This window comes from Psychrobacter aquimaris, from assembly GCF_016107525.1.
Lineage (GTDB): Bacteria > Pseudomonadota > Gammaproteobacteria > Pseudomonadales > Moraxellaceae > Psychrobacter > Psychrobacter aquimaris.
The window spans coordinates 171,367-186,150 of the sequence record NZ_JABASR010000006.1 but is presented as its reverse complement, the minus strand read 5'-3'; the positions used below and the strand labels follow the sequence as shown (position 1 = coordinate 186,150).

Sequence of the window (14,784 nt, the reverse complement as noted above, 5' to 3'; positions counted from 1 at the left end):
CAATATGGCTGTTTTCAGTCTAATATTGGCGGTCTTTATGTTGAACAGTGTTCAAGCTGCGCCTTGTTTTGATAGTCCTCAAAGGGCTTATGAATATCTATTGGTGCAAGAAAGTGCCAAAATACAGGTACGTGACCAAGCCACCATTAATATCAATCGTGCTAGTGAAGGCGAGCTCGTTTCATTAAACGGTATCGGCAGCAGCAAAGCCCAAGCGATTATTTTATATCGTGAGATGTTTGGTGATTTTAAGACAGTGGATGAGTTAGCAAAGGTCAAAGGTATCGGTGCAAAAACGGTTGAGAAAAATCGAGGACGTTTACGCGTACAAGATTAAGGGCAGTATTTTGCTTTAATTAACCCCAATATTGACAAAATAGCACGTAAGTATCAGTCATAACACACCTACTAGGCGCAAAATTTGTTAAACTAGCAGGTACATCCGCCTGATAAACGCTGTGTTCATCAGGGGTGGTTAAAGAATACCGGCGAGGAGTAGATGCATGGCCGAGCGTGCCGCCAAGCAGTTAGAACTGAATAAATCTGAATTACCCAATTCCATTACTGAAGTGATTGCCACCTTGAACCGAGCTGGGTTTGATGCCTATATCGTCGGTGGCGGCGTGCGTGATACCTTATTGGGTTTACGTCCAAAAGACTTTGACGCTGTCACTGATGCCAAGCCGCATGAGATCAAAGACGTCTTTGGCAAGCGCTGCCGCATTATCGGTCGCCGCTTTCAGTTGGCGCACGTGTATTCAGGCCGTGAGTTGATTGAGGTTGCTACCTTCCGTGGTCCACCAACCAATGATGCTAATACCAATCAAGACGGTATGATCCTGCGTGATAATGTTTGGGGTGATATCAAACAAGACTTCTCTCGTCGTGATTTTTCTATTAATGCGCTTTATTATCAACCACTTAAAGGCGTGGTTCATGATTTTTGCGGTGCGCTTGACGACATTGATAATAAAATCATTCGTCTGCTCGGCCATGCGCCAGTGCGTATCGAAGAAGATCCAGTACGTTTGTTGCGTGCTTTACGTTTCAAAGCCAAGCTCGGTTTTGAGTTTGATGACGAGTTAGCCGATCAGTTTCATGATGGCAACTGGGCATTGCTTGAGCAAATATCACCGCATCGTCTCTATGATGAAACCCAGAAGATGTTTACTGGTGGTTATCTGGTGCCATTATTGCCGCTATTGTTTGAGTCAGGGGCGATTGATAGCTTAATTATCTATCCACCGTCTGAGCCAAGTGCACTGGTCAATCAAGTCGCTATTAATACCGACAAACGTATTGCTGCGGGCAAAAGTATCAATCCGGCGTTCTTTTATGCCGCGCTATTATGGGAAAACTATCTGCATCAGTTGGCAAAAGCCAAGAAGCGCAATATGCCGTTTGCTGAAGCGCAAATGCACGCCGCTGGTAAAGTGATTGATCGTCAACGTATCAAGACCGCGATTCCTAAATTTGCAGAGCAGTTTATCCGTGATATCTGGATATTGCAGCCAAGACTTGCAGCCCCGCGTAGCAAACAAATCGTCCAGCTCTCTGAGCATCCACGTTTTCGCGCAGGTTTTGACTTTTTGTTATTGCGTGAGCAATGCGGTGATGCTGAGCATCCGTTATCAGAGTCGACCAATGGTATGGGCGATTGGTGGCAGACCTATCAGACATTGTCTGAACGAGAGCAGCAGCAAGCCATTGATGATTTTGATGAAAATATTCGTCGCGGTGCCTATAAAAAAGGGCAACAAGCGCAGCGTGGTCGTGGGCGTAATCATCAAAATTCAGAGTCAAATAGCATCGATCACTCAATATCTCATCAAAAAAATACCAAGCACAGCAAAGCCAATGATACTGCTGAGCAGGGTAGGAATGATCAGAATATGGTAAATGACCCGTCAAATATTCCAGCACGCCGTCGCCGCGCTGCCAGTCAATCAGACTCTGTTAAGCAATCTGGTGGCAGTAACAACAAGCACTATGAATCGCAGCAAGTAAGTCAAGATAGTCATGAGCTTGCTCAGTTACGACTGCTATCTCTTGCCAATAGCAGCAACCAAGCGGCAAATAAACGCCATCATTCCAAGCCTGCACCACTTTTTGTAATCGAGCATGAAAAAGTCGTGCCGCCATTAAAAAAGCAGCTATCAAATGGCGATAAGCCTGATAGTCGTCAAGAGGCGGCGCAGAAAAAACCTGCCCATAAGAATGTATCGGCTGAGAAAGCACTAAAAAATCAGGATGCCAGTTCTGATGCCAACTCTTATAGTAGTAAGGCTGACAGTAAACCTGATCGCTCAAATCAAGCTCAGCAGCCAAAAGCAACACAGTCAGAGGTTATGCCTTCATCTGTGGCTCGCTCGGTAGCAAGATCGCCATCGCTCGTCAGTATGAATAATGAGCCGATACCGCATAAGCGTCGCCGTCGTCAGCCGAGTGTAGATAGTATAAATCTTGCTAGTAATACAGAGACGCAAGTAACGACTAACAACGATGTTAAAGCTGTAGCAAAGTATGCAAAAAAAGCACCTAAGCCCGCAGCCCAGCCTACTAATAAAACAGATATTCCGGCTAAAAAAACGGCTGAGCGCAAGAAAGTGGCGAAGGTTACGACACCTGCAAGCGCTAAAAAACCAACCAAAGCGACAGAAGCAAAGTCTGCTAAAACCAGCCAAGCTGCAAATGGCAATGTTGGTACGAGTAGTGTGAATGACAATAAAGGCCCTATCCCATCGAAACGTCGCCGTCGCCAGCCTAGTACTGACAATGTCTAATATTACTAACGATGCGGGCAACGCGAATTGGGTAACCTGCTACGTAGGTCTGGGTAGCAATTTGTCTAACGACTTGGGTTCACCAGTAGAACATTTGCAGCAGGCAATCGCAGCGATGCAAGAGCATAAGCAAATACGTGCGGTTCGAGTTTCTTCGTTTTACGCTTCAGCGCCTATGGGGCCGCAAGATCAGCCTGATTTTGTTAATGCCGTCGCTGGGTTTGAGACGATATTGCTGCCTTTTGAGTTGCTTGCTTACTGTCAACAGTTAGAAAAAGAGGCTAAGCGTGCACGAATACGGCGTTGGGGTGAGCGTAGTTTGGATGTCGATATTTTGTTATACGGTGAGATACAGATTACTGATCCAACACTGACAATACCGCACGCTGGCTTAAGTGAGCGCAATTTTGTCTTAATACCACTGCGAGAATTGGCGCCAAATTTAACCATCGCCGGTAAGTTGATAAGTGACTATTCACAAAGTCGCGATTGGACAGGTTTAACATTATTATCAAGCGATTGATTATAAGTAAATGATGCTGAGTGATAGATGTTAAATGTTTGAAAGATTCATCTAACGTATTTCAAGTCTAGCTCTGATAGTAGCAATATTGATAATTAAAGGCATTGCAGATTAATTGAGGGTCATATGACGACATTATCTACTCTAAATAAGTTTAAAAAAGACGGTACCAAGTTCACTTGCTTGACCTGTTATGACTCGATGTTTGCACGAATGATGGAAAAAGCCGAAATTGATACGATTCTAATTGGGGATAGCTTGGGCATGGTGGTGCAAGGTCACGACTCAACGTTACCCGTGACTGTCAATGACATGGCTTATCATACAGCCAATATTGCCCGTAGCAATAAACACGCGCTGATATTGGCTGACTTGCCATTCATGAGCTATGTGACCCTGCCAGAAGCGGTTGCCAATAGTCGTCAGCTGATGCAGTCGGGCGCGCATGTGATTAAGATTGAAGGTGGTAGTGAGCTTTGCGATTTAATCACGACTTTGGCGCAAGCAGGGACGCCTACTTGTGTGCATTTAGGATTAACACCGCAATCAGTCAATGTGTTTGGTGGTTATAAAATCCAAGGTCGTGGTGACGAAGCGGCTGATCAATTGCTTGCTGATGCGAAAGCAGTCGTTGCGGTAGGTGCTGCGCTGTTAGTGTTAGAGTGCGTACCTGCTGAGCTTGCAAAAGCAGTGACGGAAGCCGTCGCAGTGCCAGTTATTGGGATTGGTGCTGGCGCAGATACAGATGGTCAAGTGTTGGTCATGCATGACATGCTAGGTATGGCACACGGCCGTGTCCCGCGCTTTATTCATGACTTTTTGACCGATGAGCGTAATAGCGCGCACAGTATCGAAGGCGCATTTGCCCTTTACCAGCAGTCAGTACGTGAAGGCAGTTTTCCAACCGAGCAGCACCAGTTTAGCTAACATTTTAGTTTTTACGATTATCAGTAGAAGAATAGTTAACCATGCCAATCATTCATCATCATATCTCCGCATTGCGTACGGCTTTACAGTCTTATCGTGGACAAAAAAATGACAATCAAGATAGCCCACAGCGTATCGCTTTAGTGCCAACGATGGGCAATCTGCATGCTGGTCATCTTGAATTAGTGAAAATAGCCAAGCAACAGGCTGATATCGTGGTGGTTAGTATTTTTGTCAACCCTACTCAATTTGGCGCGGGAGAGGACTTTGATAGTTATCCTCGCACGCTGGATGAGGATGTCGCTAAGCTAGCAACGGTCGATACTGATTATGTGTTTGCGCCCAGTATTGAAGAGATGTACCCAGTCTTACCGCCGCCAACCTCCGTTCTCGCGGGAGCTATTACCACTCAATTATGTGGTCAATCACGCCCTGGGCATTTTGACGGTGTTGGTATTGTCGTCTCTAAACTGTTCAATATTGTACAACCGGATATGGCTATTTTTGGACAAAAAGATTATCAGCAATTAGCGATTATTAAGCAATTGGTACGTGATTTAAGTTATCCCATTGAAATTATAGGGGCACCTATTGTCCGCGCTGCAGATGGTTTGGCGCTTTCATCACGTAACCAATATTTAAGTGCTACTGAACGTGAGGTAGCGCCTGTTATCCATCAAGCGCTACAATATTTAGCAAAGCAGCTAGAGAGAGGCGAACAGAGCCAACAAGCTGTTCAGTCGTTGTTAGCAGAAACGCATCAGCGTATTACGGATGCTGGCTTCATTATTGATTATTTAGACATTAAAACCGATACGCTAGAGTCACTCGCTAATGATACTGTAACTTTTAATGCAGAAAATAAGAGTTTGATGATTTTAGTCGCTGCTTGGCTAGGACGCGCACGTTTGTTAGACAATCAATTGGTGACGGTGGATCAATCGTTGTGACATAGTAATTTTCAGGATGCAATGGACTAGAATGGGTGAATCATGGATGTGAGTCAGGGTGAAAATAACAGTCAATCTGAGCAGGTAGCGTGTAAAATAGCAACCGATAAGCTCAGTATTCTGGTGGTATCAGGGCGTTCAGGCTCAGGTAAAACCTCAGTATTAAATATTTTAGAAGATTTAGGATATTATTCTATTGATAACTTACCGTTATCCTTATTGCCGGATGCTGCGCATAAATTGGTCAATGAAAGTGGGATTCGTCGTATTGCGCTTGGTGTTGATATTCGAACACCGCGAGCGGATCTATCCAAGTTTGCAGAGATGCATGCATCCTTAAAGAAAACATATGGGGCGCATGCGGTCAAAGTGGTGTATGTGACCGCGCAAGAAAGCACTTTGATAGCACGTTTTAATGCGACACGCCGCGTACATCCGCTGATGTCACAGGATATCGATAGTGATAATGCCAAGCACATTGCTTTTAATCTACCTGCCGCGATTAAAAAAGAAGTGGAGCTGTTAGAGCCTATCGCAGGTCATGCCGATATCAGAATTGATACCAGCAATTTGAATATTCATCAACTGAAAGACAGCTTGCGTGAACATGTCGGCGTGGACAATCAGATTGTGATTAATCTGCTGTCTTTTGGCTTTAAATATGGCAGTCCTATTGATGCAGATTTTGTCTTTGATGTGAGGATTTTGCCGAATCCACATTGGAACCCTGAACTGCGTACTTCGACAGGTCTAGACACGGAAGTTGCCGCATTCTTTGCCGACTATCCAGAAGTGGCTGAGATGACTGATGATATAGATAAGTTTTTAACCCGTTGGTTGCCCGAATTTTTACACAATAACCGCCATACAGTGACAGTGGCTATTGGCTGTACTGGTGGTAAGCATCGTTCAGTATTCATCACCGATAATTTACAACGTCGTCTTGCCAATGTTGTGCCGCAAAGTATAAAAGTGCTGGCGAAACATCGTGAAAAAAATCGTTGGTAGTTATTGGTAAACACTGGGGCATATCTTCATTTTTATGACTATTCCTAAAATGAGAGCATGCCCCTGTTAATTTTATTATTTATTATTTTGGAAAGCTTTTATGATTGACTGGAAAGAACAGGATATGCGCGTCTCGCGCACTGAACTTAAAAAAGCCCATGAGCGCTTGCAGAAGTTGTCGATACCACTTGCCAGCTTATCGAAAAAGCAACTCAAAAATCTGCCAGCTAGTGACTATTTTATGGCAGAACTCATGGCATTGGCCGATATCACCAGCGCTAATGCTCGTATTCGCCAAACCAAGCGCGTTGGTAAGCTGATTAGTGAAGAAAACCGCCACGAATTGGTAAAAGCATTATTTGATGCGTTTTTCCCTAAAGAACAGGTCTCAAAAATAGAAAGTTGGTTTGAGCGTTTAAATATTAATGATGAAGGGACGCTTAAGCAGTTCGTTAAACAATACCAAGCATCTGAACAAAATAGTATGTATCAATTACTGTTATGGATTGAGTACGCCAAACATACCCAAGACGATGAGCTGATGGCAGAGTCTAAAGCAGATTTAGCCAGTTATATTCGTGAAGTCACTATTTTGTCGCAATTGAAAAAAGAAAAATAATAAGGTGATAGCGGCTAAATAGCTTTGACCACTATTTATACAATATCTCCACTTATAAATTAATTTAGTCTGCAAATAAAAAAAGCCAATCATCAAGTGATTGGCTTTTTTATGGGTAAGAGCATTTAGGTACAAATGACACTTGCAGATAAATGCTAGTCCCTAATTTATAACGGTACCTAATTTATATTAGTACTTAACCTATTTCTTTTCAGCACGAACTTTGTCAACCAAATAGTCAACGACTTTAGGTACAGTGGCACTTTCACCAGTTACAACGTATTTGCCTTGCACGACGACTGCTGGCACACCAGAGAGCTGATAACGCTTAGCGCCTGCTTGTGAACGACCAATTTTTGTACCAACGGCGAATGAATTATAAAGGCTATTGAATTTCTTCTCATTAACGCCTTTCGATGCATACCATTTGCTTAATGATGATTGGTCAAAGATTTTCTTACCATCTTTGTGAATGGCATCAAATAATGCGTCATGAGTCTTGTCTTCAAACCCTAGCAGCTGAGCGGCATAGAAACCACGAGCGTTCGCTTCCCAGACAGGGTTAAGCGCTGCTGGCGTTTTGAAAAAGGCAACGTCTTTGTCTTTGTTTTTAGCCCATTTTTCCATATGTGGGTTAAGAACGTTACAATGCGGGCAACCATACCAAAAAAACTCACGAACAATGATAGCATCACCGCTGATTTTTTCTGGATTGTCTAGCACGCGATAGTCTTTTCCGGCGACATAGTCGGCAGCTTGTGCGCCCATAGTGGCAAGTCCAATGGCCATGGCCAGACCAGTCAGTGTGATGACACGTTTCATACTTTATCCTTGAGGTGTGAAAACTTAGGGTTTGTTGAGATGTTTTAGTATCGTATGGTTTTGGGTATAGCGCACAGGTTTTTAAAGTGCCCAAACGAGACAGCGTCGAGTATAATCGAACTATAGTGACGTATCGACTATAATAACGTAAAACATGGTCGCTTGTGAATCCGATTCTTAACTAATGGTTGTAAAGCTGTGAGCCATTATTTAAGGCTTATTTCACCAAGTTTTTTGGAATTTTTTTAGCGTCTTATTATTTAGATTTTAAGCTGTTTGAGGCATCTATCCTCTAAAAAAACGGTACAGAAAGTATGAACGTTTGCTAAGAGCATTCACAATCGGTGACGATGTACTCACGACAAAGCTGCCGCTCTCATGCTAATATTAGGCACATAATTGTGCACTGTATATGATTACAACGATAATGACAATAAAGGAAAAATGCAATGAGCTCAGCTCTATCTTCCTCGCCTTCTTTGAATGAGCAAGCAAACAGCGGTCTTGATGATACAACGGCTACCGCCATTAATGTAGATCCTAGCGAAGTCGACAAGTTTAATAAGTTGGCAAGCGAATGGTGGAGTAAGACGGGTGCCTTTGCGACTTTGCATGAAATAAATCCACTGCGTCTAAATTGGATAGAAGAAAACGTCAAGCGCAGTTATCAAAATGACAGTGCTGATACAGATATTCATAAAACGGCTGAAACCGGCTTGGCTGGAAAAAAAGTGCTCGATGTCGGCTGTGGCGGCGGTATATTGTCAGAGTCTATGGCACGTCGCGGTGCGGATGTGACAGGGATTGATTTAGGTACCGAAAACCTAAAAGCGGCAGCGCTGCATGCAGAGCAAAGCGCTTTACATGAGACGCTGCGCTATCAGCATATCCCAGTAGAAGAACTAGCCAAAACTCATGCAGGTCAGTTCGATATAGTGACTTGCATGGAGATGCTCGAGCATGTGCCTGATCCCAGCTCGATTGTGCAGGCGTGCTTTGAGTTATTGGCACCAGGCGGTGTCTGCGTATTATCGACGATCAATCGAAACCCTAAATCATATCTGTTTGCCATCGTTGGCGCAGAGTATGTGTTGCGTTTGCTCGATCGTGGCACTCATGACTATGCCAAATTTATCACGCCAGCCGAATTAGATAAAATGGCAATTGATGCGGGATTCACACGTCAAGATATCATTGGCTTGCATTATAATCCGCTGACCAAGCGTTATTGGCTGGCTCAAAATGTCGATGTTAATTACATGATGGCAGTACACAAGCCACTGGCTTAAGCTGAATGCCGTATTTGGTTGTTTTCATGTCATATTATTTCACTCAACACCTTATCTATATTAAGAGCATTCACTATGAGCCAATTTGTAAAAGCGGTTTTATTTGATCTCGATGGGACATTAATCGATACGGCTGCTGATTTTGTCCGTATTATCGGTAAAATGAGCCGCGAAAATGATTGGCAAGCACCCCCTGAAGCAGAAATTCGCGAGCAAGTTTCTGCTGGTGCTTCAGCGATGGTACAGTTGATGCTACGTCATAACGATCAAATTGAGGTTAGCGAAGAAGCTTTGCAGGAGTTTCGCCAACAGTTTTTAGATGATTATGAAGCTGAGATATGCGTCGATAGTTGTGTGTTCGCTGAATTAGAAGATGTGTTGACTGCTCTTGAAGAAAAAGGGGTGCCATGGGGTATTGTGACCAACAAGCCGCGTTATCTGGCAGAGAAGTTACTAGACAAGATGCAGTTAGACGGGCGCTGTTCTGCTTTGGTCTGTCCTGATGATGTGTCTCGCTCAAAACCCGATCCAGAGCCTATGTATGCGGCGTTAGAGAAGCTTGGTATCCCTCGCGGCGCCGCTGAAAGCGTGATTTATGTTGGCGATCATATCCGTGATATCGAAGCTGGTAATGCCGCTGGCATGCCGACGATTCTAGCTGCTTATGGTTATATTCCGCCTGAAGATCAAAAAAACCTAAAGAAATGGGGTGCAGATTATATTACTGATACGCCTGAGCAATTAAATAAACTGTTGCTCTCTTCTGGTAAATTTGACTATTTATAAATAAAATTATAAATCGAGTCCGCCACACTCTATGTTTTTAAAGAAACACGATAAATACTTAGCATCCCAACTATTAAACGATAAGCAGTGAGCAATGCCATGAGTGACAATATTAACCAGTCAGCTAGTCAGCAAGACCACCAGAAAACCGTTCAAAGTCTAACTCAACCGTTAACTCATAATGATATTCGCAACTTTGTACCATCTGATAATTGTTTAGATGGTAAGACTATTTTGGTCACGGGGGCAGGTGACGGTATCGGCCGCGTTGCCGCGCTGACTTATGCTCGTTATGGAGCGACAGTCCTGTTATTGGGACGTACCAGCAGCAAGCTTGAATATGTTTATGATGAGATTGAAAGTCTTGGTGGCAAACAGCCTGCCATGCTACCGATGAATCTAGAAGGGGCAACCTATGCTGAAATGCAGCAGTTAGAGGGGTTGATTAATAAAGAAGTCGGTCAGCTCGATGGCATCTTGCACAATGCGGGTATGCTTGGGCAGCTAACCCCACTTGAGATGTATGACGTCGATACTTTTGCACAAGTTATGAAGGTGAACTTTACCTCGACGTTTATGCTCACCCAAGCACTGCTACCACTACTTAAAGATGCTGAGAATGGCTCTGTTATTTTCACCTCTAGCACGGTCGGTACACATCCTCGCGCGTTCTGGGGTGCTTATGCGCTGTCCAAGCAAGCCGTAGAAGGCATGAGTGATATCTTTACCCAAGAGACACAGAATACAACTAATTTACGTTTTAACTGTGTCAATCCTGGTGGCACTCGTACCAATATGCGCGCCCATGCTTATCCAGGAGAGAGTCCTATGAGCCTAAAAACACCTGAAGATATCATGGCAGGCTATGTTTGTCTGATGAGTGATGCCAGTATCGGGGTACGCGGGCAAGTGGTTGAGCTACAGCCAAAAGGTTAGCCATGTGATTTTTTGCTAGGAAATGTCATTATTTAGCGTATTTATTCGCATACTTTCAGATTGAGGCATGCTCTAGTAGGTTGCAATTAATTATAAACAACCCCATCTATTTGTTATTAAAGCGATTTGTAATATCTAATTATCGTAAATAGGATAGAGTTATGGCAGGTGGTTGGTCAAGAGATGGTGCTGAGCATGAGCAAATGGATGCAACGGTAAATGATGCATTAGAGCGGGCAAGACGTGCGTTGCCAACTGGCATCAGTGCCGAGACGTGTGATGAATGCGGCAAGCCTATTCCAGAAGCACGGCGGTTAGCAGTGCCTGGTATTCAGCATTGCGTCAGCTGTCAGACAGAACTTGAACAAGAGGCGAGAGCCGCTGAGCTGTTCAACCGGCGCGGTAGCAAAGACAGTCAATTACGTTAAAAAAGAAAAAGGGCAGGCATTGCTATATCGAACAGCAATGTCTGCCCTTTTTTTGTCTATTACTATCAAAACCGCGAAAGAGGACGCCATCCGACATTAGGGTGGCGGTGAATTTCGCATCATTTTTAATGTTTAAATTACATAATATGCGCCTGAATCTGGTAGAATAATTAATTATTATAATACCTTGTAACTTATAAAGAGTGTTAGATGAAAATCAACAAAGCGTATAAATTTAGGCTGGAGCCTAATACGGAGCAGGAGATTATTTTAAATAATCTTGTCGGCTCTGCACGTTTTGTTTGGAATCAAGTGCTGGCAATCTCATTTGAGATGTTTGCTAAAGATGCGTTTATCAATGCCACCAACCTCGTTAATAAAATCATGGATCTAAAAAGCAACCCTGATTTCGAGTTCTTAAAAACCAGCTCAAATGCTGTCTCTTTACAACAAAAAGTACGTGATCTGGCATCGGCTTGGTCGCGTTTTTTTGATCCTAAAGTACATGCCAGGTTAAAAGAAAATAAAAAGAAACCTCGCAAACCTAAGTTCTTTAAATTGGCTGATGGCACAGAGATTCAACGACGACCATTGATGCCACAATTTAAGCGCAAATCAGATGGGCGTGACTCCATTCGCTTGGTTCAGTTTGATAAATACTGTCGTGTTGAAGGCAATCGAGTAAAACTGCCTAATGGCGTGGGCTTGGTGACGTTTAGGAAATCGCAAGACATTATTGGCACGATTAAAAATGTCACCATTAGCAAGAAATTAGGGCACTGGTACGTGTCGTTTGGCACAGAGCGCGAACTGGATGAGAACCCACGTCACCCTGCCACAAGCGCCATTGGTTTGGATATGGGTATCAGTAAACTACTCACCACCTCAAACGGTCAGTACATCAAACCGAAAAACAGCTTTAAAGCCAATCAAATTAAACTTGCCAAATTACAGCGTCAATTAAGCAGAAAGGTTCTGTTTAGCCAAAACTGGAAAAAGCAAAACCGCAAGATTCAAAAGCTACACAGCCACATTGCTAATATTCGCCATGACTACTTGCATAAAATCACCACCCGCATCAGCAAAAACCACGCCATGATTGCTTGTGAGGATTTAAAGGTCGCTAATATGTCGAAATCAGCCAGCGGGTCGGTGGAGAACAAAGGTCGTCATGTCAAAGCCAAGTCAGGATTAAACAAATCAATCCTAGATCAAGGCTGGGGCATGATGGTCGATATGCTTGAGTATAAGCAACACTGGCAAGGCGGCTTACTTATCAAAGTAAATCCACGCTACACCAGCCAAACCTGCTCTGAATGCCAGCATATCGCTGTCGATAACAGACAAACTCAGTCTAAATTTGAGTGCGTCAAATGCATGTATGTTGCGAACGCTGATTTTAATGCAGCTCGTAACATATTAGCGGCAGGACATGCCGTTTTGTCTGCGGAGGGAGGATGCAGTAAAGGTCGCCCGTTGAAACAGAAAACTTGCGACCTTCGTGAGAAAGTCGCCTAAGAGCATCTGCTTTTAGAATCCCCCACTTGAGCTTGGCGAAAGTGGTGGGAGTGTGTCAAATAACCAGTGCCATTAGTTCACGGTCGCAGGTATCCCAATCGATAGAAGGTAGCGTCTTTATAGAAGATAAAAATGCTGTCCTATCTTTTTCTTCTGAGCGGTCGCTTTCTACCGCTGTATCGTTGTCGTTATTAGTATTTGCATCCAACTGTAATATAATCTCTAGCCGACTATCAACTTGTGCGCTGACCGTACTGGTGGTTAAGCTGTCAGGGGTAAAATTGATTTGTAGCCAGCCATCAGACGTATGAACCACGCCTTTGATACGTTGCCAGTTCGGTAGCGTTAATAACCAACTCTGTAACTCATCCGCTTTTAATATGTAGTACGCTGGCAGTCTCCAACCCGCCAACTGTAACTCTTGTTGTTTCTCATGATAACGATAAGGTAGCTCAATATCTGTGTCGGTCTGCGCATCATCTTTGTTTGTAAAAGCGTCGGATGACAAGGTGGTCGATATCGATAGGGCATTGCTCTGCGGTTGCAAACTAATAATCGATTTTTGAGGGTGAATAATATTGACTGTGCGTTGTTTCGAGATAACCTGACTGGGCTTGGTTAGCTGGGTTTTCAGCTCTGACACGCTTGATTCTGATAAAAGAATATTGGATGAGTCATTTGTATCATGAGATATCTGCTCAGATACTGCCCAAATAATTTTTACCTGTGCATTGAGCTTGGCTATCCATTGTTGCAGTGCTTGTTTTTTGCTATCGCTTAATTGAGCATAGCGATTAATGACCAACACATCGGCATCACGGACATGCGCTTGAAAACCGTCATGATGACGATATTTGTCTTGCTGCCATTGTACGCCACTCAATACCGTTATTACTGCTTGCATATTGAGCGCTGTTTGCCAATGCGGTGCACTGAGTTGCATGATAAGCTCACGTGGATGAGCAAGCCCTGTAGGTTCGATGAGCAACCGCTGTGGATGATGCTCACTAAGTAGCCGACTGATAGCAATTTGTAATGGCAGCTGACTGGTACAACAAATACAGCCACCACTGACTTCGCGTATCGCAATATTATCTTGCTCAGGCTTACTATCTTGCGCGCTTGCCAGCAGCGCACCATCAATACCGATACGACCAAATTCATTGATTAGTAATGCCCAGCGCTCATCGGCAGGTTTCATAGCAAGCAGCTGATTAATCACTGTGGTCTTGCCAGCACCCAAAAACCCTGTCACTAAGGTGCAGGGTATGTTTTGAAAAATAATAGGTTTTTTCACAGAGACACTCATCATATAGGCCGTATTTGTGAGTAATCAAACACGACCTATATTAAAAGGAAATGATATTAGCGTGTGTCCTCAATTCAATCGATAATCGAAACTTTCAAAATGAGGACACACATAGTCAAAAGTTACTCACTTTTAACGGTTTCTACTTCAGCTTCGTCAGGAACGAATACATAGCCTACACCCCAAACGGTTTGGATGTAACGCGCTTGTGAAGGGTTGTCTTCAATCAAACGACGCAAACGTGATACCTGTACGTCGATAGAACGCTCCATCGCACCCCATTCACGACCACGCGCAAGGTTCATCAATTTATCGCGTGTCAACGGCTCACGTGGATGCTGCACCAGTGCTTTTAGCACCGAAAACTCACCTGTCGTTAAAGTGACAACATTGCCGTCACGTTTAAGCGTACGTGTCGATAAATCAAGCGTCCACGGTCCAAACTCAACCACTTCAAGCTGATGGCTTGGTGCGCCAGGCAGCTCGCGATTTTGACGACGTAATACCGCTTTGATACGAGCCAACAGCTCTTTTGGGTTAAAGGGTTTTGGCAGATAATCATCGGCACCCGCTTCAAGACCAGCGATACGATCGGCATCACCACCTTTAGCTGTCAGCATAATGATAGGGATGTCACCATTGTCTTCGCGTAGACGCTTACAGATACTGATGCCGTCTTCGCCTGGTAGCATCAAATCGAGTACCACCAATGAGAAAAGCTCACGCTGCAACAGCTTATCCATTTGACTACCATCATGAGCGGTACGAACGACAAAACCGTCGTCTTCTAGAAAGCGCTGTAATAAAGAACGCAAGCGTGCATCGTCATCAACGACTAAAATTCGTTGAGTTAAGGTATCAGGGCTGTTATTTTCAGACATACAGG

15 protein-coding genes are annotated in these 14,784 nt (G+C 43.9%); 12 read left to right on the top strand and 3 right to left on the bottom strand.

The window, feature by feature from the left end:
- The first annotated feature begins 37 nt into the window (after positions 1–37).
- The 7 genes from JFC10_RS07405 (at position 38) to yjgA (ending at position 6,810) form a co-directional block, all read left to right on the top strand.
- The gene (locus JFC10_RS07405) at positions 38–337 is read left to right on the top strand and encodes a ComEA family DNA-binding protein (protein ID WP_320157970.1); all 300 of its coding nucleotides are present in this window, start codon (positions 38–40) and stop codon (positions 335–337) included.
- Between the two features lie 166 nt (positions 338–503).
- Complete coding sequence (pcnB, locus tag JFC10_RS07400) at positions 504–2,783, top strand: polynucleotide adenylyltransferase PcnB (protein WP_198332285.1); 2,280 nt, start codon at positions 504–506, stop codon at positions 2,781–2,783.
- Positions 2,776–3,306, top strand: coding sequence for a 2-amino-4-hydroxy-6-hydroxymethyldihydropteridine diphosphokinase (folK, locus tag JFC10_RS07395; RefSeq protein ID WP_198332284.1), 531 nt, complete (start codon positions 2,776–2,778; stop codon positions 3,304–3,306). The genes pcnB and folK overlap by 8 nt, the downstream gene beginning before the upstream one ends.
- Before the next feature lie 126 nt (positions 3,307–3,432).
- Positions 3,433–4,233 (top strand): 3-methyl-2-oxobutanoate hydroxymethyltransferase, encoded by an 801-nt coding sequence (gene panB, locus JFC10_RS07390; protein ID WP_198332283.1) that lies wholly within the window; start codon positions 3,433–3,435, stop codon positions 4,231–4,233.
- Between the two features lie 41 nt (positions 4,234–4,274).
- Positions 4,275–5,183 carry a pantoate--beta-alanine ligase gene (gene panC / locus JFC10_RS07385; RefSeq protein WP_087813877.1) on the top strand — a complete coding sequence of 303 codons (909 nt, stop codon included), beginning with the start codon at positions 4,275–4,277 and terminating at the stop codon, positions 5,181–5,183.
- 42 nt (positions 5,184–5,225) lie between these two features.
- On the top strand, positions 5,226–6,191 hold the full coding sequence (rapZ, locus tag JFC10_RS07380; protein ID WP_087813876.1) for an RNase adapter RapZ: 966 nt from the start codon (positions 5,226–5,228) through the stop codon (positions 6,189–6,191).
- Between the two features lie 100 nt (positions 6,192–6,291).
- On the top strand, positions 6,292–6,810 hold the full coding sequence (yjgA, locus tag JFC10_RS07375) for a ribosome biogenesis factor YjgA (protein WP_045443152.1): 519 nt from the start codon (positions 6,292–6,294) through the stop codon (positions 6,808–6,810).
- A 201-nt stretch (positions 6,811–7,011) separates the two neighbouring features.
- On the opposite strand, the gene JFC10_RS07370 is transcribed toward yjgA, so the two are convergent.
- The gene (locus JFC10_RS07370; RefSeq protein WP_045443155.1) at positions 7,012–7,632 is read right to left on the bottom strand and encodes a thiol:disulfide interchange protein DsbA/DsbL; all 621 of its coding nucleotides are present in this window, start codon (positions 7,630–7,632) and stop codon (positions 7,012–7,014) included.
- A gap of 449 nt (positions 7,633–8,081) precedes the next feature.
- Here JFC10_RS07370 and ubiG point away from each other — a divergent pair, with 449 nt between their 5' ends.
- From ubiG to JFC10_RS07345, 5 genes are all read left to right on the top strand, one after another.
- Entirely contained in the window at positions 8,082–8,921 is an 840-nt protein-coding gene (gene ubiG, locus JFC10_RS07365; protein ID WP_087813875.1) for a bifunctional 2-polyprenyl-6-hydroxyphenol methylase/3-demethylubiquinol 3-O-methyltransferase UbiG, read from the top strand.
- A 75-nt stretch (positions 8,922–8,996) separates the two neighbouring features.
- A complete protein-coding gene (locus JFC10_RS07360) occupies positions 8,997–9,707 on the top strand; it encodes an HAD family hydrolase (protein WP_087813874.1) in 711 nt (236 codons plus the stop codon).
- A gap of 99 nt (positions 9,708–9,806) precedes the next feature.
- Entirely contained in the window at positions 9,807–10,643 is an 837-nt protein-coding gene (locus JFC10_RS07355; protein WP_198332282.1) for a YciK family oxidoreductase, read from the top strand.
- A 161-nt stretch (positions 10,644–10,804) separates the two neighbouring features.
- Positions 10,805–11,071: a DksA/TraR family C4-type zinc finger protein gene (locus JFC10_RS07350; RefSeq protein WP_087813872.1), complete on the top strand. Its 267-nt coding sequence runs from the start codon at positions 10,805–10,807 to the stop codon at positions 11,069–11,071.
- 210 nt (positions 11,072–11,281) lie between these two features.
- Positions 11,282–12,589 (top strand): RNA-guided endonuclease InsQ/TnpB family protein, encoded by a 1,308-nt coding sequence (locus JFC10_RS07345; protein ID WP_087813871.1) that lies wholly within the window; start codon positions 11,282–11,284, stop codon positions 12,587–12,589.
- Positions 12,590–12,644: 55 nt separating this feature from the next.
- On the opposite strand, the gene JFC10_RS07340 is transcribed toward JFC10_RS07345, so the two are convergent.
- Both JFC10_RS07340 and ompR read right to left on the bottom strand, forming a co-directional pair.
- A complete protein-coding gene (locus JFC10_RS07340) occupies positions 12,645–13,898 on the bottom strand; it encodes a CobW family GTP-binding protein (RefSeq protein WP_176392996.1) in 1,254 nt (417 codons plus the stop codon).
- 122 nt (positions 13,899–14,020) lie between these two features.
- The gene (ompR, locus tag JFC10_RS07335; RefSeq protein ID WP_055123637.1) at positions 14,021–14,779 is read right to left on the bottom strand and encodes an osmolarity response regulator transcription factor OmpR; all 759 of its coding nucleotides are present in this window, start codon (positions 14,777–14,779) and stop codon (positions 14,021–14,023) included.
- Between the last annotated feature and the right edge of the window lie 5 nt (positions 14,780–14,784).